The sequence below is a fragment of the Patescibacteria group bacterium genome (assembly GCA_016784145.1).
Classification (GTDB): Bacteria; Patescibacteriota; Patescibacteriia; order UBA2591; family UBA6264; genus BS150m-G65.
The window spans coordinates 33,607-57,410 of record JADHVF010000002.1 but is presented as its reverse complement, the minus strand read 5'-3'; the positions used below and the strand labels follow the sequence as shown (position 1 = coordinate 57,410).

General features: G+C 31.6%; 19 protein-coding genes, 4 tRNA genes and 1 other RNA gene. 8 read left to right on the top strand and 16 right to left on the bottom strand.

All coding sequences use genetic code 11. The features are described 5' to 3' along the window. Positions 1-29 precede the first annotated feature (29 nt). From rpsG to ISS06_01405, 7 genes are all read left to right on the top strand, one after another. Positions 30-497, top strand: coding sequence for a 30S ribosomal protein S7 (rpsG, locus tag ISS06_01435; GenBank protein ID MBL7053847.1), 468 nt, complete (start codon positions 30-32; stop codon positions 495-497). Between the two features lie 87 nt (positions 498-584). Further along, positions 585-2,687 carry an elongation factor G gene (gene fusA, locus ISS06_01430; GenBank protein MBL7053846.1) on the top strand — a complete coding sequence of 701 codons (2,103 nt, stop codon included), beginning with the start codon at positions 585-587 and terminating at the stop codon, positions 2,685-2,687. A gap of 69 nt (positions 2,688-2,756) precedes the next feature. Next, positions 2,757-3,143, top strand: a transfer-messenger RNA (tmRNA) gene (gene ssrA, locus ISS06_01425). 89 nt (positions 3,144-3,232) lie between these two features. After that, positions 3,233-3,736: a translation initiation factor IF-3 gene (locus ISS06_01420; GenBank protein ID MBL7053845.1), complete on the top strand. Its 504-nt coding sequence runs from the start codon at positions 3,233-3,235 to the stop codon at positions 3,734-3,736. Then, complete coding sequence (locus ISS06_01415; GenBank protein MBL7053844.1) at positions 3,733-3,912, top strand: 50S ribosomal protein L35; 180 nt, start codon at positions 3,733-3,735, stop codon at positions 3,910-3,912. The genes ISS06_01420 and ISS06_01415 overlap by 4 nt, the downstream gene beginning before the upstream one ends. A 13-nt stretch (positions 3,913-3,925) precedes the next feature. Further along, positions 3,926-4,273, top strand: a complete 348-nt coding sequence (gene rplT, locus ISS06_01410; GenBank protein ID MBL7053843.1) for a 50S ribosomal protein L20 — start codon at positions 3,926-3,928, stop codon at positions 4,271-4,273. Continuing rightward, positions 4,264-4,340: transfer RNA gene (locus ISS06_01405), tRNA-Asp, on the top strand. Before rplT ends, ISS06_01405 begins: the two co-directional genes overlap by 10 nt. A gap of 63 nt (positions 4,341-4,403) precedes the next feature. Here ISS06_01405 and ISS06_01400 read toward each other — a convergent pair. From ISS06_01400 to ISS06_01370, 7 genes are all read right to left on the bottom strand, one after another. Then, positions 4,404-6,995: a sulfatase-like hydrolase/transferase gene (locus tag ISS06_01400; protein ID MBL7053842.1), complete on the bottom strand. Its 2,592-nt coding sequence runs from the start codon at positions 6,993-6,995 to the stop codon at positions 4,404-4,406. 74 nt (positions 6,996-7,069) lie between these two features. Next, positions 7,070-7,141, bottom strand: a tRNA-Arg gene (locus tag ISS06_01395). A gap of 11 nt (positions 7,142-7,152) precedes the next feature. Then, positions 7,153-7,653, bottom strand: a complete 501-nt coding sequence (locus tag ISS06_01390; protein MBL7053841.1) for a hypothetical protein — start codon at positions 7,651-7,653, stop codon at positions 7,153-7,155. Positions 7,654-8,063: 410 nt separating this feature from the next. Further along, positions 8,064-8,588, bottom strand: a complete 525-nt coding sequence (locus tag ISS06_01385; protein ID MBL7053840.1) for a hypothetical protein — start codon at positions 8,586-8,588, stop codon at positions 8,064-8,066. Positions 8,589-8,601: 13 nt separating this feature from the next. After that, positions 8,602-9,063, bottom strand: a complete 462-nt coding sequence (gene ndk, locus ISS06_01380; GenBank protein ID MBL7053839.1) for a nucleoside-diphosphate kinase — start codon at positions 9,061-9,063, stop codon at positions 8,602-8,604. 156 nt (positions 9,064-9,219) lie between these two features. Next, positions 9,220-9,307, bottom strand: a tRNA-Ser gene (locus tag ISS06_01375). A 20-nt stretch (positions 9,308-9,327) separates the two neighbouring features. Then, a tRNA-Ser gene (locus tag ISS06_01370) sits at positions 9,328-9,410 on the bottom strand. A gap of 516 nt (positions 9,411-9,926) precedes the next feature. Between ISS06_01370 and recG the strand changes: the two genes are divergently transcribed. Further along, entirely contained in the window at positions 9,927-11,996 is a 2,070-nt protein-coding gene (gene recG, locus ISS06_01365) for an ATP-dependent DNA helicase RecG (protein ID MBL7053838.1), read from the top strand. A gap of 94 nt (positions 11,997-12,090) precedes the next feature. Here recG and ISS06_01360 read toward each other — a convergent pair whose 3' ends face one another. Genes ISS06_01360 through ISS06_01320 form a run of 9 tightly spaced genes read right to left on the bottom strand, consistent with a single transcriptional unit; the run spans position 12,091 to position 23,773 of the window. Further along, positions 12,091-13,383, bottom strand: coding sequence for a hypothetical protein (locus tag ISS06_01360; GenBank protein MBL7053837.1), 1,293 nt, complete (start codon positions 13,381-13,383; stop codon positions 12,091-12,093). A 6-nt stretch (positions 13,384-13,389) separates the two neighbouring features. Further along, complete coding sequence (locus tag ISS06_01355) at positions 13,390-14,793, bottom strand: hypothetical protein (protein ID MBL7053836.1); 1,404 nt, start codon at positions 14,791-14,793, stop codon at positions 13,390-13,392. A 7-nt stretch (positions 14,794-14,800) separates the two neighbouring features. Further along, positions 14,801-15,241: a hypothetical protein gene (locus ISS06_01350; GenBank protein MBL7053835.1), complete on the bottom strand. Its 441-nt coding sequence runs from the start codon at positions 15,239-15,241 to the stop codon at positions 14,801-14,803. A gap of 16 nt (positions 15,242-15,257) precedes the next feature. Next, positions 15,258-15,797: a hypothetical protein gene (locus tag ISS06_01345; protein ID MBL7053834.1), complete on the bottom strand. Its 540-nt coding sequence runs from the start codon at positions 15,795-15,797 to the stop codon at positions 15,258-15,260. Between the two features lie 8 nt (positions 15,798-15,805). After that, entirely contained in the window at positions 15,806-17,722 is a 1,917-nt protein-coding gene (locus tag ISS06_01340) for a DUF87 domain-containing protein (protein ID MBL7053833.1), read from the bottom strand. 13 nt (positions 17,723-17,735) lie between these two features. After that, entirely contained in the window at positions 17,736-18,401 is a 666-nt protein-coding gene (locus ISS06_01335) for a hypothetical protein (protein ID MBL7053832.1), read from the bottom strand. Between the two features lie 13 nt (positions 18,402-18,414). Beyond that, entirely contained in the window at positions 18,415-18,843 is a 429-nt protein-coding gene (locus tag ISS06_01330) for a PrgI family protein (GenBank protein ID MBL7053831.1), read from the bottom strand. A gap of 11 nt (positions 18,844-18,854) precedes the next feature. Continuing rightward, positions 18,855-20,141 carry a hypothetical protein gene (locus ISS06_01325; protein ID MBL7053830.1) on the bottom strand — a complete coding sequence of 429 codons (1,287 nt, stop codon included), beginning with the start codon at positions 20,139-20,141 and terminating at the stop codon, positions 18,855-18,857. 41 nt (positions 20,142-20,182) lie between these two features. Continuing rightward, entirely contained in the window at positions 20,183-23,773 is a 3,591-nt protein-coding gene (locus ISS06_01320) for an MFS transporter (protein MBL7053829.1), read from the bottom strand. Positions 23,774-23,804: the final 31 nt, after the last annotated feature.

Genomic DNA, 23,804 nt, shown 5'->3' with positions numbered 1-23,804 from the left:
CAATAATTAATAATCAATAATCAATCAACATGAGAGGAAAACAAGCCATAAAAAGAAAAATAAATCCAGACCCAAAATATAACTCAATTAAAATAGCTAAGTTTATTAACTATATAATGAAGGGTGGAAAAAAAAGCATAGCTCAAAAAATTATATTTGAAACATTTGATATTATTAAAACCAAAACTAAACAAAATCCCGTTGATATATTTGAACAAGCAATTAAAAATGTATCTCCTGTGGTTGAACTGCGGTCTCGCAGAATTGGTGGAACAAACTATCAAATTCCTTATAAAACAAACGAAGCCAGACAATTCACTTTAGCATCAAAATGGATTATTAGTTCTGTAAAAAAAACCAAAGGAAAAACAATGCCTGTTAAGCTTGCTGCTGAATTAATGCAAGCAGCCAACAACGAAGGGGAAACAATAACAAAAAAAGATAACATCTACAAAATGGCAAAAGCAAACAAAGCCTTTGCTCACTTTGCCAGATAAAACTTATAAAATTATTATATTAACTTATATTCCCCCGTTTCTTTTATTAAAAAGTAAGGGGGAAAATTTTTAACTTTATTTATTATTATGACTGAAACATCATTAAAACAAACTCGCAATATTGGAATTATTGCTCATATTGATGCTGGTAAAACAACTGTCACTGAACGAATTTTATATTATTCCGGTAAAAAACACAAAGTCGGAGAAGTTCATGAAGGAGAAGCTGAAATGGACTGGATGGAACAAGAAAAAGAAAGAGGGGTAACAATCACCTCTGCTGCCACAACTATATTTTGGGAAACAAAGTCACAAGGAGATATTAAAATAAATATTATCGATACACCTGGACACATTGATTTTACGGCTGAAGTCCAAAGGTCTCTTCGAGTTCTTGATGGTGGCGTAGTTGTTTTTGATGGAGTAGCTGGAGTTGAGCCTCAATCAGAAACAGTTTGGCATCAAGCTGATAAATTCAAGGTTCCTTTAATTGCTTTTGTAAATAAATTAGATAGAACCGGGGCTGACTTTTATTTTGACATGAAATCTATCCATGAAAGATTGACCAAAAACGCCATTCCAATTCAGTTACCAATTGGGACAGAAGCTGACTTTAATGGAATAATTGATTTACTGGAAGAAAAAGCAATAATTTATTTAGATGAAATGGGGAAAGAAACAGAAACAAGGGAAATCCCAACAGAAATGAAAGAACAAGCAACTAAATACAGACATGATTTAATTGAAAAAATCGTTGAAAATGACGAGGAATTAATGCAAAAATATTTAGCCAATGAAGAAATTAAAGTAACTGAACTAGAACAAGCACTCAGAAAAGCTGTTACAAGTCGATCTATTGTTCCAGTATTCTGTGGTTCTGCTCTAAAAAATAAAGGCATTCAGCCACTATTAGAGGCAATCTGTAAATATCTTCCTTCTCCTTTAGATGTTCCAGCCATAAAAGAAGCTGTAGACGAAGAGGAAGAAGAAAACAAACAAGAAAGAAAAACAAGAAAAGCAGATAAAAATGCCTCATTTTCAGCTCTTATTTTTAAAATTGCTACAGATCCTTTTGTAGGTCGTTTATGTTATTTTAGGATTTATTCCGGAAAACTAGAAGCAGGCTCATATGTGCTTAATTCTAGTACTGGGAAGAAAGAAAGGATTGGCAGAATAGTACGAATGCATGCCAATAAAAGAGAGGAAGTTAAGGAAATTTTAGCTGGAGATATAGCAGCAATTGTTGGCTTAAAAAATACAACCACTGGAGATACTTTATGTTCTCTCGATGACCCAATCATATTAGAATCTATTACCTTTCCTGATCCTGTTATATCCGTGGCTGTTGAACCTAAAACAAAATCAGATCAAGAAAAAATGGGGGTGGCTATAAATAAATTGTCAGAAGAAGACCCAACCTTTAAGGTTAGAACCGATGAAGAGACCTTGCAAACAATTATTTCAGGAATGGGAGAATTACATTTAGAAATTATTATTGACCGAATGAAAAGAGAATTCAACGTAGAAGCAAATGTGGGCAGGCCTCAAGTTGCTTACAAAGAAACAATCACCAAAGAAGTTGAAACCGAAGGAAAATACATTCATCAATCTGGAGGGAGGGGTCAATATGGACATTGTTTATTAAGATTAACTCCTTTGGAGAGAGGAAAGGGGTTTGTTTTTGAAGATGAAATAAAAGGTGGGTCAATTCCAAGAGAATATATTCCTGCAATTAAAAAAGGGGTAATAGAAGCCATGAGCACTGGCGTGGTAGCAGGATATCCAATTGTTGATATGTCTGTAGCAGTTTATGATGGTAGCTTCCATGAAGTTGATTCATCTGAAGCAGCCTTTAAAGTAGCTGCTACCAGGGGCATTCGCAAAGGAGTTGAAGAAGCAGACCCTGTATTACTTGAGCCAATAATGAAAATTGAAATCGCTGCTCCAGGAGACTTTATGGGAGATGTAATTGGTGACCTTAATTCAAAGAGAGCTCAAATACAAGAAACCGAAGCAAGAGAAAAAATAAAAATAATAAAAGCAATTGTTCCTTTAGGAGAAATGTTTGGATACACAACCACGCTGCGATCAATAACAGAAGGAAGAGGAAACTCATCAATGGAATTTCATTGCTATTCTCCTGTACCAAAAAATATTCAAAAAAAACTAACAGATAAAGACGAAGAATAAAGTAAATATTGACTTTTGTAAAAAATCTGTTATACTAATAAAATATACTGAAGTTCTTTGAATTATTTAGGGGATGTTAATAATTGACGAGATTATTACTCAAAAACAGCCTTTCGTTTTAAGAGATGCGTTAATTCTCTAAAAACAAATAAATGCCAAAAATTTATTGGTAAAAGCAAAACAGATTTTATCTGTTCCTGCTTTAAGCCCTGTGGTTGCATAAAATTGACAATCACTGCTGATGTTTACGACTCCTGCTAGCAAATATTGGTATCATTTTTGCAGGACAGATTAATTTTAATGCCCAATAAAATTAATTTAAATAAAATAGGGCTTTGGTAAAAAAAATTTTGTTTGGTTTCTATTTTTTTATCGAGAAAAATAACCAAACTATAAAGGTAGATATTTTTGTTTAATTGTTTGCGGACGCGGGAGAATTACCCGCCATCTCCACCATTTAACTAATAGTTAATCAGTAATCAATAATCACTAATCAGTAATCATTAATCAATAATCAGTAATCAATAATTATTTAATTAAAAAAATTGAAATATTATAAAACTAACAATCGAATAAAAGCAGAAAAGGTTCGTTTATTGGGCAAAAATGACGAACACTTAGGAATAGTAAAAATATCTGAAGCTCTTGAAATCGCTAAAAATGAAAAACTTGATTTAGTTGAAATTAGTCCAAAAGCAGAACCACCAGTAGCAAAAATATTAGATTTTGGACAATTAAAATACGACTTAAAAAGAAAAGAAAGCAAAGAAAAAAAGAGCCAAAAGGCCAAGGGAACCAAGGGAATAAGAATAACTCCAAGAACAGGAAAACATGATTTAGAATTTAGAATTAAAAATGCTACCAAGTTTTTAGAACAAGGCAATAAAGTTAAAATCGAAATAATATTAAAGGGAAGAGAAAAAGCTCATTTTGACCTTGCCTTTAATATGCTCAATAAATTTATAGATGAGATTGAGCAGGAAACAATAGTCGAGCAACGACCAAAAAGACAAAACAATAAAATAACTGTATTAATCAGAAAAAAATGAAAACAAGAAAAACAATAGCCAAAAGAATTAAAAAAACAAAGAGCGGAAAATTGCTACATAAAACATGTGGCCAAAACCATTTTAATGCCAAAGAATCTGGAAAAATAAAAAGAAACAAGAGAAATAAAAAAACATTGAGTAAAAGTTTAAGAAAAACAATTAGCCAACACATATAATAATATATATCTTATGCCAAGAGTAAAAAGAGGAAAAAGCCATTTAAAGAAAAGAAAAAAACTGCTTAAAACAGTTAAGGGCTATCGTGGTGGCAGAAAAAGCAAGGTACGACTAGCTAAAACAGCCTCGGCCAAGGCTGGCGTATATGCATACAGAGACAGGAAAGTTAAAAAAAGAACATTTAGAGCCCTTTGGCAAATTAAAATTAATGCTGGCTGCAGAAAACAAGGAATTAGCTATTCTGAATTCATTAACAAGTTAAAGAAAAACAATATTGATATAGATAGAAAGATACTAGCTAAATTGGCTGAACATCATGAAGAAATCTTTGCCAAAATCATAAAATCAGTGGTCCGGTAGATCAATTGGTTAGATCATCTGCCTGTCACGCAGAAGGCTGCGGGTTCGAGTCCCGTCCGGACCGCCAATCATATAAATAAAAACAGACATTAATTGTCTGTATTTTTTATTTATATTTTCTATTGAATGATTAAGGAGTCAAAAAATCTGTATAAATTTCAGTAACATGATAATTCTTCGTGAAATTTATTTTTTCATCCATTAAATTGATTGTATGTACATAGGTTGGAATTTCTCTTTCTTTTAATTTTAGTGGTAAATCTGTCTTAGCTCTATCAACAGGCATTGTTATGGCAAAAGAGCCATAAAATCGTCTAATTACATCCAATACATTTTTATTAGTCCCTCCATACCTATAAAGAGTCCATATAACTTGGTCATATCCCATTTCTTTAATTTTTGAAAAATTAGCAGGGGAATATATCTGTGGGATTACTCTTTTTTCATAATCAGGGATTATGGTTGATATCATTTTCAAGGCCTCAACATTATCCCCTTCTATGTCTGTGACAAGATAAGCATCCGGGTGTTTCTCCATCCAAGAAGCTAACTCTAATAAAGTACAGTTATGAAACATTGCTTTGGTTGATGCTAATTTCTTAAATTCATTTAATGTTAATTTTTCTTCTGTTTTAAATCCAAATGTATCCTCAAAACTAGACTCCCAGTCATGCAAACAAACTAACTTATTATCTTTTGTAAAAACAAAATCTATTTCAAAATAAGAAAACCCTTTAGCCATGTTGCTGTCTAGCGCATCAAAACTATTTGTGTATGTGCTTTTATTTATTCCTCCTCCTGCATGTGCAATCATCTTGGTTGAAAAATTATTTACACCCTTGTTAATAATTTTATGAATTTCTTCTATTGACAATCGAAGCGATGGAAAAGAATGCATATAATATTTTTTTTCTTGACTTAAATCAATTCTGGGAGTTAAATTCATGTAACTATACTTATTGTTTTTTCCAGCCAATAAACAAAAACTATCATTATCTATTCCTGTATTAATAATATAATTTATTTTAGAACATTCTTCTATCAATATAAATCCATTGTCCTCAACTGAATTAGTAATGCTCTCAATTAGAGCTAAATCATTAGAGGTAAAAAATCTAAAATTTAATATGGTTTCTAAATCATCATTTAGTTTAATAAGAATTGGGATTTCATATTCATTGTTGTCAATAAATATTTTTTTTTGATTCATATTTATTTCAATAAATTTTTCTATTTTTGGAAATTTCCAAAATTGTAATACATTAGACTTAAATTCACTTAAATTATCTATGATATTCTGAACCCTATTAGTTGATGATTCTATTTCAAATAAGTTTCGCCCCATGCCTATGTCCCCCTTATACCCTATAAAAGGAAGCATTGTGGATGCTATATCAAAATTTAATCCAGGATTATCTATTTTAGTGCCAGCCACACTATTTGGTTCATTTATTAAATAAAGAAGTTTTCTATCTCCCTTGTTTAACAATTCAGTAGCATCATTTTTTTGCCCAAGAGTATCTGAAACAATCACAATAACTGTTTCTTGGTCTAACTTTGATGCTCTAATTTTTTTAACAAAATTGCTAATCAAATAATCTGAACAAGCTACCACGTTTAGCATTAAATTGTTGCCGTCTTGATATTTTATATTATTACAACTCTTGGAAGGATATCCTCCATCAAGAGAAGGGTGTGTGTCTAATGTCAACAAAAACATTGCAAACTTATCTTGTTTTTTGGCTAATTCAACATATCTATTATAAGCCAAATCAAACAATGAATCATCATATATTCCCCAAGCACTTCTGTAATCCTGGTTGGGAATTTTTTCTAAAAGTTCATTCCTACCCTTAACATCATTAAATTTGTGAGTTAAATAAAACTTCCCCTTGCCTCCAAAAGAAAGCGGGGCTCCACCATAGTAAGTTAAATAATAGCCTTCATCATGTAATAAATCCCCTAAACAAATAGCTGATTCTAAATAAGTATCCATGCCAAACATTGAATTAGCCCCTACAATAGAAAAAGACGGAATTATTAATGGAAAACCACACTGCCCTGCAACCATGCCCCCAATAGTATGTTCTGCATATGGACCTTGTGACAAATCCATAAAGGAAACACTTTTTGACTCAATTTTTTTTAAATTTTTAGTTAAATCAGGGAAAATGGCTTCATCAAAATATGTCCTTTCTAACCCTTCAGCATAAATAAATACAAGATTTTTTGATTTAGCTATTTGCCTAATTCTGGGATGTTTATAAAATTCATAAAACACTGAATCTTTATCCATAATAATATTTTCTTTATTTTTAAACACCATTTTCCCTAAACTAACTGTAACTGGATTTAATGCTAAAGAAACAAACAAGAACAAAAAAACAGCCAAAAAAAATATAACATTATGTTTTTCTTTATGATTCTTTTTAAGAATTATCCAAATAGCCAAAACTATTCCAAATAAAAGAAAAAGACTCGCTACTGAAATTAAATTAATGTATTCTAAAAAATCTACTCCTTCTAAACCATATTCCAAATAATAAAAAACAGCATTTGTTATTCCGTTGCCAGTAAAATAATTTGCAATAAAATATAACACATAAAAAAATATAGAGACCAATGTCCCTAAGCTAAATAAAATTTTAAAAAAAATAGAAACTTTTATTCTTTTATAGAAATAAATTGATAAGCACAAGGCAATAAAGCTTACTAATAACATATAATTTATATAATTTCTTTTTTAAAAAAAATAGGGAACAAAATCCCTGAATCTAGTAATTAATAATCAATAAATGCCCCTGCCAGGAATCGAACCTGGGTCTTATCCTCCGCAAGGACACGCTCTATCCATTAAACTACAGGGGCCCCAGAAAAACCTATATCTTTAACCAACGACTCAAAGCATCTATTATCGTCTCCTCTGGTCTTGATAAATCTTCTTCTAAAAATTCTTTTAATATTTTTCTAATCTCTCTTGGATCCTGGTCTTCAACAGAGACGGAAAAGTCATGTAACCAGCTATCTTTAATGTCAATATATAATCTTTTTGTTTCTGGAGGTCTATAAATTAATCGAAAATTTTCGATTTCAAACCATTCATAAAATTTCTTTCCAATAATTATCCCTTGCTCACAAATTTTTATTTTAACATCCATTGGTGTTGCTTTCTCCTGTAAGAAAACAATAAACACAACCAATGCCAAAAAAATAGCAAAAAGTAAATTGGCAATAATTATTGAGTAAATAAATATAATTAACCAAATTCCACTAACAACAACTTGCCATGAACGCGTCTTTTTATATTGAGTATATTCTGGAAATTCCCATGAGACAAGAACCTTCCCAAAATCAACTTCTTGTTTTTTTTCTTGTGTCATAATTTTTTATTAGATTTTTTAAATATTTTTTGTTCTTGTTTTAGACACACATCTTTCAAATCATTTCTACCTATCTTAAAATAAAGAAAACCTAATACTTGATAATATTGTCTTGATATTTCTGGATAAGCAGGTGAATTGGTCTTAGTTATAAGATAAACCGATTTTTTAACTATGTCAATTGCTTTTTGGTCATCATTGACCTGTTAATATGCCTTAGACAACATTAAATAAACAGACAATAAAAATAAAATTAAAAACTAAAAAAGAAAGATTTTTAATATTTCAAAAACATTATGAAGTTTTAATGAAAAAAATAATTGTATAAAAAAACAATTATTAACCAAACTACTTCTAGGACAATATCTATTGGCTTTTGGTCAAAAATTATTTTAATATTATTTTCTTTATCAATCTATTTGATAAAGATATAGAGGAGGATGTCCTTGTTTCTTAAAAACCCTAGTTGGCTCCCATTCCTTGATTGGAAATGCATTTGATATTATTCTTGTGCCCGTGTTTAGTTCTTTTACAAATTTATGTCTTAATTTTGAAGAAGATTTTGGCAAAAGATAAAAATAAATAATATCAGCATCCTTTAAATTTGCTTTCCAAAAATTTTTATAAAAAATTTTACAATTTTTAGAATATTTCCAACATTTAATTTTTGATAATATAAATGGGAAAAAAGAAATTTCAAAACCAACACTATCTGCTCCTTGTTGGCCAGCTGCTAACACCATTCTGCCGTCTCCACTTCCTAAGTCATAAAACTTTTCTCCTGGTTTAATTTTGGCAATTTTTAACATTCTATCAACCTCTCCCCTGAACGAAAAAACAAAAGGCGCTGCACTAAAGAACGCCCAAGAATAACTAGAAAAAACAAATAAAAAGAAAAAAAATATTATTATAAATAAAATTGATAAAAAAATCATAAAAAATTAATATTTATTTTTCATCTTCAGCATAAACCCATTTCCAGTCATCTTTTGGATAATCAAACACCTCTTTTTCAGCAAAAAATCGTTTAATTTCAATGTCTGCTGCTTCAATAGAATCTGATGCATGAACAATATTATTTGAATGACTCATAGAAAAATCTCCTCTAACAGAGCCTGCGTCCGCTTCCCTGCCAACAGTGGAACCAACAATTGCCCTAACAGCATTTATGACATCATATCCTTCAATCACAATAAATATCACAGGGGCTGATTGCATAAATCCTTTTAATCCACTAAAAAATGGTTTGTCTTTGTGATGATTATAATGTTTGTCTATCTGCTCATCAGAAATCCTGCCCATTTTCAGGCCAGCAATTTTTAATCCTTTGTTTTCAAATCGCTTAATAATCTCTCCTAAGAGGTTTCGTTGTAAGCAATCTGGCTTTAAAATAATAAGTGTTTTTTCCATTATAAAAATTATCTTTAACTCCCAATCCCCACTAAAAGCTTCGACAAACCAAGACAGAGAGGGTTGATATCCTTCACTCCTTGAGATAGAGAATACCTCTTTTATAAAAATTTTAAAAGCTTGAAACTTTTGTCATTCCACTGCTTTAGTATAAAATGGCGGAGGGGATGGGACTCGAACCCATAAGCCCTTGCGGGCGCCGGTTTTCAAGACCGGTTCCTTAGCCAATTCGGAGCACCCCTCCAAATCCATTTTTATTAAAAACGGAGAGAGCGGGGATCGAACCCGCAAGCCTAAAAAAGGCGCCAGTTTAGCAAACTGGTGGAATACCATTATCCGATCTCTCCATTATTCTTTTTTAGATTATACTAAATAAAAACAAAAAGTCAATATAAGATTGATTTATTCAACTCATATGCAATCCTCAATATGTGCGACATATGTGCGACATCCGATATTGCACACTTTTATGTGCTTATTTTCTACTTAGGGGCAAGGCCTCTAAGTAAAACCCTCAGTGAGGTAGTTGATTATTGATTACTGATTATTGATTTCTACTTTACTTAGGGGCAAGGCCCCTAAGTAAAACCCTCAGTGAGGTAGTTGATTATTGATTACTGATTATTGATTTCTACTTTACTTAGGGGCAAGGCCCCTAAGTAAGTAACCAAGTAACTATTTGAAGTGTGCGACATCCGATATTGCACACTTTTTTTATAATTACTTAAATTAATTAATTATTAATTTGATTTTAATAGTTTGATTTTAAGGTGATTTTATGTTATAATATTATATCTTTAATTAGAGGATGATATGGCTTCTCTTTTATTCACAAAACAATAATATCAAATAAATAAAAAAACATGATTGAATTGAAAACTCCAATTAATAAATTGACCAGTGTTGGCAGTGCAATCTCTAAAAAATTATCCAAGATAAACTTATTAACAATAGATGATTTAATATTCCACTACCCTTTTCGCTATGATGATTATAGCGAAGTCCTTACAATAGACAAGATTAAAGCAAAAAAAACAGGCACAATCAAGGCAATTATCAAGTCAATTAGCACTCATTCTTCTTTTAATAGAAAAATGTCAATTACTGAGGCCTTGGTGTCTGATAAAACTGATTCTCTTAAAATTATCTGGTTTAATCAACCATACCTAACTAAAAAATTCACCAAAGGTCAAACTGTTTATTTTGCTGGAAAAATTATTAAAAACAAAACACATGGGTTTCAATTAATAAATCCCTCTTATGAAACCCCTTTGGATAACAAAAACCCTATTCATACTGGCAGGCTGGTTCCAATCTATCCCCTAACATCAAATATCACTCAAAAACAAATAAGATTTTTAATAAAACAAACAATTCCTGTTATTCAAAAAATAAATGACTGGTTACATAGAGATATTAGAGCTACTAATAATTTAATTGACCTTTCTTTTGCATTAGAACAAATACATTTTCCTAGCGATAAAAAAATAATGACCAAGGCAATTAAGAGATTAAAATTTGATGAGCTATTTATAATTCAAGCCAAAAATCATTTAATACGCCAAAATATCAAGCATAAACAAGCACATAAAATAAAATTTTATCTTGCTAAAACAAAAAAATTCGTAAAAGAACTGCCTTTTAAACTTACAAATGCTCAAAAAAGATCTGCGTGGGAGATTATCAATGACATGGGAAAAGATAATCCAATGAATAGATTGTTAGAGGGAGATGTTGGTAGCGGAAAAACAGTCGTGGCTGGATTGGCTATCTTAAATGTCATACTAAACAGTCAACAAACATGTTATATGGCTCCAACTGAAATACTAGCTGAGCAACACTTTAATACATTTTCAAATTTGTTTAAAAATTTTTCTTTTAAAATAGCATTATTAACCAGCAATAGTATAAAAACAAATTTTAAAAAGAAAATAACTAAAATAGAATTAATTAAAAAATTAGCCCAATTAGACATTGACCTAATTATTGGCACACATGCCTTGATTCAACCAATTATAAAATTTAAAAAATTAGGATTAGTAATCATCGATGAACAGCATAGATTTGGCACAAGCCAACGTCAACATCTATTAGAACAAACAGTATCTCCTCACTTTCTTTCAATGACTGCTACTCCAATACCAAGGTCTGTGGCCCTGACACTATATGGCGACTTAGACATTTCAATTATAGATGAAATGCCTAAAGGAAGAAAAAAAATTATCACCAAAATAATTAAACCAATTGAATACAAAAAAACTTATGAATTTATAAAAGAAGAAATTACTAAACAAAAACAAGCATTTGTAATTTGCCCGTTAATAGATGAATCTGATAAATTGGGAGCAATGTCTGTTAAGCAAGAATATATCAATTTAACAACTAACATATTTCCAAACCTTAAAATCAAAGCACTTCACGGCAAATTAAAATCTACTACTAAAGAAAAAATTATTAAAGATTTTTTAGCCAAGCAGATTGATATACTTGTCTCAACAACTGTTATTGAAGTTGGCATTGATATTAAAAACGCATCAATAATGTTAATTCATGGAGCTGAACGATTTGGATTAGCTCAATTACATCAACTTAGGGGAAGAGTTGGAAGAGGAGAAGACCAGTCATATTGTTTTTTAATGCTAGACACAGATTCCATAACCGCAACTGAAAGATTAAATGCTCTAATATCTACAAACAACGGATTTGAATTAGCTGAAAAAGATTTAGAAATTCGTGGACCCGGAGAAATATTTGGTACACAACAATCTGGATTTATTACCAGTTTAAAAATAGCCAAACTAACAGATGTAAAAATAATAGCCCTAACAAAAAAAATAGCAAAACAACTATTTTATCAAAGTCCTCGCCTTGAAAAATATCCCTTGATCAAGAAAAAAATTCAAGCAAGTATTATGTCAACCCACTTAGAATAAATGCATCTCCCGAATTAATGATTAATAATTATTTTATAAAAAACCTCTGTTTTCTTAACAGGGCTTTTTTATATAATTAATAATACTACTAATTTTATTTTAACTTAATATATCTTAACCTACTACTATTTTCGTCAACAAAATAAAGATATTTATCATCATTAGACACATAAATATCCTTGACATCATAGCCCCCCATAGCCCCTTCTGCTAAAAAAGAAACCTCCCCGGTAGAAACATTTATTTTGTAAAAATTATCTCTAGATCCTTCTCCTAATTCTTCAATCATACCAGCTCCATCTGGCAATGTTTTTGGCACAGCACAATAAAGTTCAGCCCCATTAGAATTAAAAGTGCATTTATGAGCCCATGTTTCTAGTCCTGTGCTTATTTTATTTCTACCTATATCATCTCCTTGGGCATCAACAACATATAACCTTGGCTTGTAATCAAACTCTGAACTGTAAACACTATAAACAATTTTGCTTCCATTTGGCGCCCATTTTGGTTCAAATCTCCTGCCGTCAATAACTAATGATTTAAAATTTTCGCCATGCTGACCAATTAATAACATTTCTTGTTCCCACATTCCTCTTGGGTCACCAGTAGATGAAAAAGCCACTACTTGATTATTAGGAGACCAAGAAACAGTAACTTTATCTGCGTTTTCTCCCATGTGTTCAATTGGCTTTGCCTTGCTTCCATCTGGCCTGGCAATAGCTAACCAAGTATTTTCTGCATATTTACTAATTGATTTGAAAGCAATTTTGTCAGCCCCAATATCCCATGAAAAATCTTCCCAATTTTTTGGCAAAGTATATTGTTTTTTCTTTTTAAAATCATACATTACCTTAAAACCGTCTGGATATTCAATAATAGCCCTTTCTTTAGTGGGGGCCCAATTAACATTATCAACATTATAAAAGACCTGGTCTGTCATTAATGTTTTGTTCCCATAAATATCAACTTCAAAAAATTGACCTGTCTCAGGATTATAATAAATACTATTTAACCCATCCTTTGCTAAAGTGGGCCATTTTACTTTATCAATTGAAACCGGGGAAACCCATGTTTTCCCCCCTTTAGCTATTTCATCAATTTTAGGAGCAACCTTCCTAGTAACAGGAATAGCTGGAATTTTAGAAATCTCTTTATCTAGCCACTCAAATTTTGGCAAACCATTAGTAACTCTTTGTTCTACTGTCATTGCTTCCCAATCATCTTGAGTAACAGGCAACCTTACTTGTTCAGGTAGTTCTTCAACAATATCTGGGGCAACCAATACAACTGGTTTTTTAAAAAACACAGAATATAAAAGCCAAGCCATACCAATTACGACTAAAATGAATAAAATTACTAATAATATTTTCTTGGTTTTTTCTGACATATTTATTTATTGTGAACAAACACGATTTGTATAAACTTTTATTTGACCATAGTAAGAAGTTGCTCCCCCACTACTGTCATCTGCTATTATAATTTTAAAATCTTTAAAAATATCATTAGGATTTGGGTTATAATCCTGATTAGATGTATTCTTGCAATAATCATCATCAATTCCAAAACAAGCTCTTACTCTTATTACGGCATCATTACCACTGTCGTCTCCTGGATTTATGCAACTAAATTCTGTGCCAACATCATTATGATTATTTCCTAAATAATCAGTCCAATGATTGCTATTCTTTAGTGTTTTCCAGTCTTTTTCGTCCATATTATTCATGGGGCAACCTTGCTCATATGCGTCATCAACAGCTAAATATATTTCTATTTTAGTAATTTCTGATTCTTTCAACACAAGATCTTGTATTTGACTTGTTAAAGAAATTACATGATCTTCGCAATACGGATCTGGGCTTGATGTAATATTAAAACAACGGAAATCATCTATCTCATATATTGCTGTTTCATCAGGGCAATCAGGTGGGGGTGGTTGACTTGCATCTATACAATCCCTGGTATCATCTGGCCACATAGCAAAATCTTCAGGAGAAGTGAAAAAATTAATAGCCCATTCATTGTTTCCATACGGATAATAATTATTATTGCCACCTGTTTCAAACCCTACCTTTAACATACAAGTTTGTTTTGGGTTATTCTCTCCGCAATCAGCCCCAATATGTGTTCTGGGTTCATAATACATTTTTCCACAATCATAATATTTTTTAGCTTGAAAATTTTCCTCCTCTTCATCTTCATCCCCATCTTCATCTTTGTATTTATACTGCACCCTCATTTCTGTTTTGCACTCGCACTGCCCTATGCTTTTATCCTCATTTTCTCTAATCTCTCCATAAATACAAATACCATTTTCTCCACATTTTTTATTACTAATCTCTGCTAAATCCACTACTGGTGCAACATTTAGATCTCTAAATCTTGTTAAAGAAGGATTAATAAAATTAAGCAGAAAAAATGACCCAAGGGCAATCATTACTCCAATCAAAGCAGAAATAATTCTTTCTTTTGCCTGACCGATTTTACTAGCATTGCCAGTAGAAACCATCCATTGAAATCCTGAAACAATAATCACAATAATAGCCAAGGTTAAAACAGCTCTTAATCCCCAATTGTAAATTGCAATAATATATGTTGCAAAAGTGCTACCACTGATTATAGTTGCCTGTCCTGGAATAAAATCTGAATTAGGATTAGGGATTTGAACTTGTGGATAAAAAGCTGGAGATTCGTATTCGTTTCCATTTTCTTGAGCAAAAACCGGCATACTTAAAAAACAAGTCAGCAAAAACACTACTATTAAAACACTAAATAATTTATTTAAATTTTTTATTTTCATTTATAAATCAAAACATTGATTGAATAAAACTTACAATTTCTGTTCCAAATATATTTACTGCTGCCACTGGTCCAATTAATGGCATGGCTGCAAGGACTAAAAGCAAAACAATAAACAAAGTAATTATAAGTACTAAAAAATCTATTAAAATAAGAATTGCTATTTCTGGTAAAGTTAATTTAGGAATTTTCTTGAATCCAAGTATATTTCCAAAAATTAACTGAGCATTCATTATTAAAAAGGTGATAATAATTCCAAATACACTCGCTGCTGAACTTGCATTTGACATCCTATAAACTCTTCTTAATTTTTTGATTTTTTCTTCTGTTTGTTTAGTATTCTGAGAATCTTTCTTTTTTTTTGATTGAATTATTCGCTGTCTTTGCTGTTGTAATAAAAGTTCTCTTTTTCTCTCCAATTCTCTTTGCTGTATTGTTTGCTCTCCCATAAAAAATGATTAAAAGCTATAAATCAAAATCAATACTATTAACTTTCCATTTGTCAGCTTGTTTTAGCCAAAGAATTTCACCTGTTTTATACTCAATCTCATCCTCAACCACACTAGCAAAAACTCTTGTTTGTTTAACATTAACAGAATAAACAGCCACTTCATTATTATGTCTTCTTGCTTCAACTGACAAAACACTAGTCAACAAAGAAGCAAAATCTGGTTGATTTATGTTTTGTTCAATTTGTTCTAATGATTTTTTTATAAAACTATCAGTCATTTGATTTAATAACTCTTCTCTGTTTTGATAAGCATTTTCTTTTGAATAAGTACCCATGTATTGAACAAATGCTCTGGCTTGATTTTTTAAATCTGTTTTAATAATTTTAATTTGAGCTGCCTTTGCTTTTTCTTGCTCTTGCTTCTCAATATCTTGTTGCTTTAATATTTTGTCATCAGTAGGAATATCTTGTTCATTTTGGCTGGCAAACATAAAAATAATTCCAACTATAATTAAAATGATTATTAAAATAATTACAATAATATTTTTTTTCATAAATAATTTTATTCTTCTTTTTTAGATTCTTTAGCAAACTCTTTTTTAGATTCTTCAATTTCTAATAACTGACTGGGGTCTGATGTTATTAATTGGTCTTCTGAATAAGAAGCAACTACTTTTATGGCCGCGTGTTTGGGTCCAGCAAAGAATATGCCTTCACCCAGCCCACATTCTAATAATAAAAATTTTTCTCCTTCTGTCAGCATAAATATCTTTGATACCCTGTCAACCGAAGCTGGCGACTGTTTTAATAATAATTGCATGGCTGAGTTAGTGACAATTGCCCTGCCATAAGGAGAGTTAAGAAAGTCATTTACATCCTGTGTAATTGTTGTTACTCCCATATAATATTTTCGGCAACGTTTAACAAGAGCAAATATAAATTTTGCAGACTCTTCATTTTGCATTAACCACCAAGCCTCGTCAACCAATAAAATTCTTTTCTTTAATTTTGCTCGCACAGTATTCCAAATATAATTCACAATACTATAAATAGCCATTGGTCTTAATTCGTCCTCAAGATCTCTAACTGAAAAAGCTATAAACTGGTTATCCATTTCAACATTAGTAGGACGATTTAAAAATCCTGAAAATGTTCCGGCTGTATATTTTTTTAATCTTTCAACTAAATCATCTACTCCCTCCATTCCTTCTAAAATTTGCTGAAAATCGCTTAAGGTTGGCATTTGAACTTTTGTTAAATCACATCCTGGTATAATGTCTTTTTTAGCATAAGTTTCTAAAAGTGCACTATCAAGCAAGGAGTCCTCTTTTGGCGTAAAAGCATTATCTTTCTTTCCTATTGGCTGTCCAATCATTAGCTTTAATAATCCTTTTACTGAAATAACTCCACTTCTAATTAGATCGCTTGTTTTTACATCTTTTGAACTTGACCTGGGCAAATCAAATGGATTAATCTTGGCTTCAGAAGCAAGCGAGATGTTAATAAACGTTCCCCCTACAGCGTCAGATAAATGCTTGTACTCTTTTTCAGGGTCAATAATAATAACATCCGTGCCCATCATTAATGACCGCAAAACTTCTAATTTAGCAAAATAACTTTTACCCGAGCCAGAGGTAGCAAAAACCATAAAATTAGCATTAGGCATTGAAAATCTATCAAAAAGAATCAAACTATTGTTATGTCTATTAATTCCGTAGAGAATGCCATTGTCTGACGTTAAATCAGCTGAAATAAAAGGGAAACTAGAAGCGCAAGGAGAGGTATTAATATTTATTGAAACCATTATTTTGTCATTTGCTAAAGGCAAGGTAGAATCAAATCCTTGTTCTGCTTGATAAAAAGCTCTTCTAGTATAAACTAGTTTTGATGCAAAAATGTTCTCTACTTTTTCTGTTGTCTCATCCAACTCTTTTTCCGTGTCAGCATAAATAGTTACATATAAAGAAAATTGAAAAAAATGCTCTGTACCAGTAGTTAATTGATTTCTTAAATTCTCAATATCTCTCAAAGCTGTTTCCTTTAAAGGGTCTCTTGGCATACCTTTCTCGTATTCTGCTCCAAGCTCTGCTTCTATATTACCAACTTTTTTTTGTAATTGTTTTAAAATCACTTTTGTTTCAACCGGATAAAAAAACATTGATACATCCAAAGAAGAATCAAAGCCAATTAAAGGAGAAAACCAACCAACTGTAATATATCTTGGGAAGGCAACTACAAAAAGTGTTCTGAGATATTTGTTTCCCAACTGTAGATAGGCTGGAGTTGCTCTCAAAGCAGAAGGAGCAATCAAATCACGAACAGAGACAAGTCCTTTGCGATATGCTTGCTCTGTCTTTATGACATCATCTAATTCTATCTCTTTTTTAATATCAACTTGCTTCTGTTCTTTTTTAGACAACTGTTTTGGTTGCTCTGCTAATTCTTCTTTTGTTTTAATAATTGATGGGTCAAAAACCATAATAAAATTTATTTTAATCTTCTAATCTTAATTTTTTGACTTCTGTAATTTTTTGCATTTCAGATTCAGCTGGATTATATGAGTTATAAAAAAGTTCTATTAAACTTTGTGTATCAAGCGGCACTCCACTTACTCCCATAGAAGAAAGAGCCGAGGTAACAATATCAACTCTTCTGAAAAGCTTTTCTTTATATTTTTCAATTTTTATTCTATTCATTTTAACTGTTCTAGCTGCACTAAAAAGCTCTGAAATCCTAGCAAAAAATCCAATTTTTTTATCACCAGCTGGATTATACAAAAGAACAATATAAAACTTTCTACTCATTATCTCTCCTAAAACAACCAATTCTTTCACAAAACTAGCATAATCTGCCATTTGAATTTTTAACAATTCATTTGTGTGTTTTTTTCTAAGACTTTCCAATTCAGCTAGATATGGTTTGATATTAAAAGGTCTTGATTGGATAATTATTTGCATTGGGAAATCTATTGTGTTTAAAAATGATATATAATTTTGAATCACTGCTTTTTGCTCGTCAGATGACTTAAGCCCAAAATTAATTGAAGATGACAAAATAACAGAACATAATGATCCATTTTTCAAAATCACACAATCATTTCTAATTTCAGAAATGTCTAAATATTTTTGAGTAGAAGATACATTGCTTTTAGTTGCCATATTATTTTATTATTTATTCTTCAAAATCCTCTTCATTGTATTTGCCTCCTGTATCAACCATTAATGAAATTTGTGAAAGCCGAGTTGAAGGAAGTGACTTTCTGACAACAATTGGTCCTTTGTCTTTTTTCTTTTCTTTTACTTTTATTTCAACTGGCATCTTGGTTTGTTTTTTCCACACCCTTAAGTTTGGCTTTTTGAAACTATTCCCAATATTAAGTAAAAAATAATGCAATGGTTGGCCATTAACCTTAAGAAACATAAATGACCCCCCTACTGCCACAAAAATAATTGCTTCAATTGTGAATAAAGCAAAATCAGCTAACTTATATGCTAACACACATAATAATAAAGTAACAATGAAAACAACGAACTGACGAGGCGAAATTGGCCCAATGATTTTTGGTTCAACATCAATAAATTGTGGAACTAAAAATTGCATATATATATTTATTAAAATCTCAAAGATTGATTTAATTCAACCACAGCATTAAACTCTTCTTCTGTTAAGGTTTGTTCTTTATTGCTTTGCCTGCTTAAAATAACATCCCTAATTGATGACCCTGAATTAATCGCTTGCTCCCCTATTTTTAAATATAATTTGTTAATGGTTGATTCTTTCCATGCCTTAATTCCTTCTGCCTTTTTTAGCAATGATTCTTCTTCTAACAAATTTATTTTGTCTTTGATTCTGGTAACAGCATCAGCTGTTTTCCCTAATCGTCGCCAATCAACCAAAGAAAATGTTCTTAATTCATCAATAGGACTCAATGTTCTTGACCTAATTTCAACTGGCCCAGACAAATCCTTAACCGGCCTTGGTGTTTGATGTACTAACGGTTTACTTAGAGGCCTTGCCCCTAAGTCAGGTTTTGGCTGAGAAACAGGATAAGGTTTTGGTGTTAATACTTGCTTTTCTTGACTCATGTCTTTACTTAGAGGCCTTGCCCCTAAGTCAGGTTTTGGTTGAGAAACAGGATAAGGTTTTGGTGTTAATACTTGCTTTTCTTGACTCATGTCTTTACTTAGAGGCCTTGCCCCTAAGTCAGGTTTTGGCTGAGGTTTTGGAATTGAGCCAGGAATATCAATTGGTTCTTGAGCTAATTTTAATTCTTCTGTCAAATCTTTAACCTTTGTATTTTTGATTATTTTAGGAGATTGATGCTTCTTTTTCAAGGCCTGTATTATTTTATCAACCATCTCGTCCTCAATCCCCATTCCTCCTATCTTTGGGTCTCTTTTTAAAACAATTTTTGTTTCAATCTCGCTTCTCACTTCTTTTAAAAATGAAACAACAATATTACTAAACCTAGTTGCCATAACATCTCTTTCAAAAGATATTTTAAGTTCATCTATAATCTGTTGAGCTGTTTTTTCTAAAGAAATTTCTTTATCTGGCACAAACTGGCTTGATTGTTCTTTAAGAATCTTTCCCCCTAATTTAGTAATAGATGGACGAAAATCAATTAATAAATATTCTTTTAAAGGCAGTAATCTTTGCTTAATAACTTCTATAATAAGTTTGTTTGCTTTATCTATGCCAACTCCCATTCCCTGCAAAACGACTGTTAATTCATCTATATTTGATTGTTTTAATATAATTTTTCGCAAGGCATCAAAAACAATTGACTTTTGTTCATTTGTTAATTCAAAGTCTTTTATAATCTTTTTATTAACTGCCAATGTTTGGTCACTTAATAAATTGTCTTTTACCCAATCTGGTAAATCCTTAAATTCCATGTTTCTAATTTGTTTTTATTATATCAATCAATAATTATTAATTATTCTGTTTCTGTTGTCCCTTCTGTTGTCCCTTCTGTCTCTGATTGCCCTTCTTCTAGTGGTCCTGCTTCTTTCTTTTGTTTTTCTAAAATTTCTTTTATCCATGCAGTATTTTTAAGGTTGGGAATGAGTTGTTGAGCTTGGTCATCCCCTTTGTTTGCTTGGTTGGCAATGGCTTGTATTATCGCTTCTGCTATTTCTTTGCTCACTCCTTGCAAATCTGTTAATCCTTTTGCGCCTTCTACTCCTGCTAAATTAACAGCAATGGTTGGTGCTTGTTTTATAACATCAACTGCTTTTTGAGCATTGAGTTGATTAACCTCTTCTCTTTCCCTTGAATTAGATAAATCATATTCTTTGTTATTAACTGTCATCTTTCCTTTTTCAGACAAGTCTTGGCCGACAGGGAACATATCTCTTAAATTAAAAATCTTTGCCAGTTTTTCTTGTCCGCCTTTATGCTTGATTAGCTCCTGAGCAAACTCATTTAATTCATTTTTGTCCATTTTAGCAATCATTTCTTTCCCTGCATTCTTTGATGCTTGTAAATTTTTAAATGATTCTAAAGAAGCAGAACTAATTGTTTTCGCTAATTCGCCACCTTGTTTAGTATGGTCTTCTACTATCATTATAGCATCTACTGGTTCTTCAAGGTTATTATATTTTTTGGTTATCATTTCTTTTCTTTCTTCAATTTCTTGAGTAGTTATTGTTTCAATCTTTCGGACACTTGATTTATCTACTTTCTTGCCCTGTATTTTTGTTTCTTTTGTTTTTTGTTTAGTTGTTGTAGATATTTGTCTTTGAAAAAATTCTGAGTTGGAGAGAACTTCTATCTTTTCTAGTGCTTCTTTATCTCCTGTTGAAGCTTGTGCTTGAATTTTATTGGTTAATTTTTGTGCCAATCCTTGATTTTTACCATATAATTTCATAACATCGCTAGCTGTCATTCCTTGAGATATTTGACTCAATACTTCATCTTTTTGCTTTTCATTAATATTTTCCCTATCAATATCTAAATCTCCCAAATCACCTGATTTAATTGTACCATTTTTTATCCATTTAGAAAGATTAGCACACTTGCTTTCATCAAACTTGCCATCCTTGTCTTCAAAGACCTTGCTAATATCTTTTCCTTTCTTGGCTTTAATATAAGTTGTTTGAATCTTCTTATAATCTTCTTTTTCAGGGTCTTCTAATCCTTGATCGCTTTCCTTTTTTTGATAATTCTTCATTATAGCAGGCATTTTTTCTTCCAAAAGATTTTCCTTTCTTTTCGGTGACATTTTTTGAATATCTTCTAGATTTGCTGTCTTTACGACCAACTCAGCCACCACATCATTCTTTAAAGCCATGTCTGACTGTTTAAGTAAAACATCTCTATTCTCTTCCATTTCCAATTTTTTAACCATGTTTTTGTTATTACTTTTTTGTTCTTCTGTTTCTGGGTCATCCACAAAAGCTAAATCAGCCCTACCAGCATCAATCAGTTTTTGTTTATCTTTTTCTTTAATTTTTTCCGGCTTTATGTCTCCAAAAAGTGCTTCAAATTTATCCTGAACTTTTATGTCCGTAGATTTAGCAAATTTATTAAAATCCTCTGTTTTTATTTCAGATAAAATATTCTGCCCCACATCACTTGAACCAAGGTCCTTTGTTGTATCTTTATCTAATTTCATTAATTGGGCTACCCCAAAATCTCCTGATTTAATATCTTTAGTTAACTGCCCTGGATTATCTTTATAAAATGTATTATAAGCTAAATTAGCATCACCTTTCTTTTTTAAATGGTCATCAAAGGACTTCCCTATAATAGAATCTGATGCAAATTTGTTTCTAGCATTAGCCACCGTGCGCTCAACTCGTTCATTGTTCTTGGTTGTTGTTTTAGCTTTTTTCTTTAAATCCTCATTCTTGGTTGTTAATTCTTCAAACTCTTCTTGCTCCTCTGTGGTTAAAGTGTCTGTGGCATCACCTTGTTTTAATTCTTCCAATCTTTTATTGTCTTTAGTCGGTAATTTTTCAACTTTGGTTGTTTTTAATAATCCTCTTTCTGCTGCCACAAGAGCATATGCTTCGTCGTTTTCTGCTCCTACAATTACATCATCATCATGTTTTGATTGAGCTTGTTTTTGTCTTTTTTCAAGTTTATCCCTCCTAATTTCCTGGTTAATTGTTGTGTCTCTCCCTCCTGATTTATCATATTCTTCACTTAATGCCTGGGCTGCTTTATCCATTATCGTTCCTTTCCCTTTTCTAAGTCTTTCTAAACGACTTTGTTTTCTTTTTTGCAATCCTTGAACTGCACTACCTTTTAGTTGTCTAATTGATTCAATCGGAGTTGCTGTCTTTTCAATTCCCTTACCAACCCATTCTCCGACTTTTCCTGTTTTTTGTAATTTTTTGCCCCCAAATTTTACTCCAGCCTTTAATCCCCTAAGAGGTGCTTTAACTGCTGCTCCTGCCAAGCCCTTGCCAACTTTCTTTAAAGGGGCTCCTACTCTCTTGGCTGCTCTCTTGGCTACTCCTTTTGCTTTGCCAATGGCCATGCCTTTCATTTTGCTAACTGCTCCCCCAACCATTTTTCCACCAGCTACTCCCATTTTTTGAGCCATCATTAAAGAGCCGATCAACATCGCAATGCCAATTAAAAAGTTAAATATAAAACTCGGCTCTCCGGTTACGCCTATGGTAGCTGAATTCCCGCTAGATGAATCAATCATTCCAGAAGACCCCCCTGTCGAGACAACTGAAAAAGATATCCATAGAAAAAAAGCCAAAACAGGGCCAATGATTACTTGTTTTATAAAATCAGTCCACCATTGACTAGCATAGCTTTTTGTCCCCGGTAAAATAGTTGCCATAAAAGCCATTGGCGAAAGCAGGACATAAAACCAAATCATAACAATCCTGGCTACTAACAAAAGTGTCATTGTCATTATAACTCCAAGAGCAACCAAAACCATAACAAGTCCTAAAAGCAAAGCCCCAAACATTTCTCCTCCCGAAATAACCACCCCTGATTCTATGTTATCTCTTAATTCCAACATTTTAGTCAACCCAAAAATTTCAACAAAATCAGCTGTAGCAGCTGACTGAATAGCAGATATAAATGTAAGCATTAAAACCTGAGAAATATCAATTATCACTCCGCAAATCAACTTGGAAAAATTAATCAAAACAGCTGAAACAATAAATACTGGCATTAATCGCTTGTATGAATATGTTTCTATTTTAAGAACCGTCGCAAAAGCAATTACTAACAAGATAATAACAAAAAACATATTAAATATGTCTCTCATTAAAATCCACCCTTTTGATACGGCTGGTGAATTTATAAAATCATTATACTGAGCCACTTGAACTAAGAGCCAAATAAAAAACGAAGTTAATCTTCCCAAAAAATTAATCAAAGCCATTAAGGGAGGAGCAATTATGCTATCTATAATACTAAAAGCAAATACTATTTTAGGAACAAAAATAGCAATACCAACAAAAACAAATAATAATAAAAATCTTTTCACACCAATGCTGTTTATTGGTATTAATTTTTTAAGAGAAAAATTAATTTTTTTTAATCTATTTAACATTAAATAAACACAAATACAATTAACTAAAAAT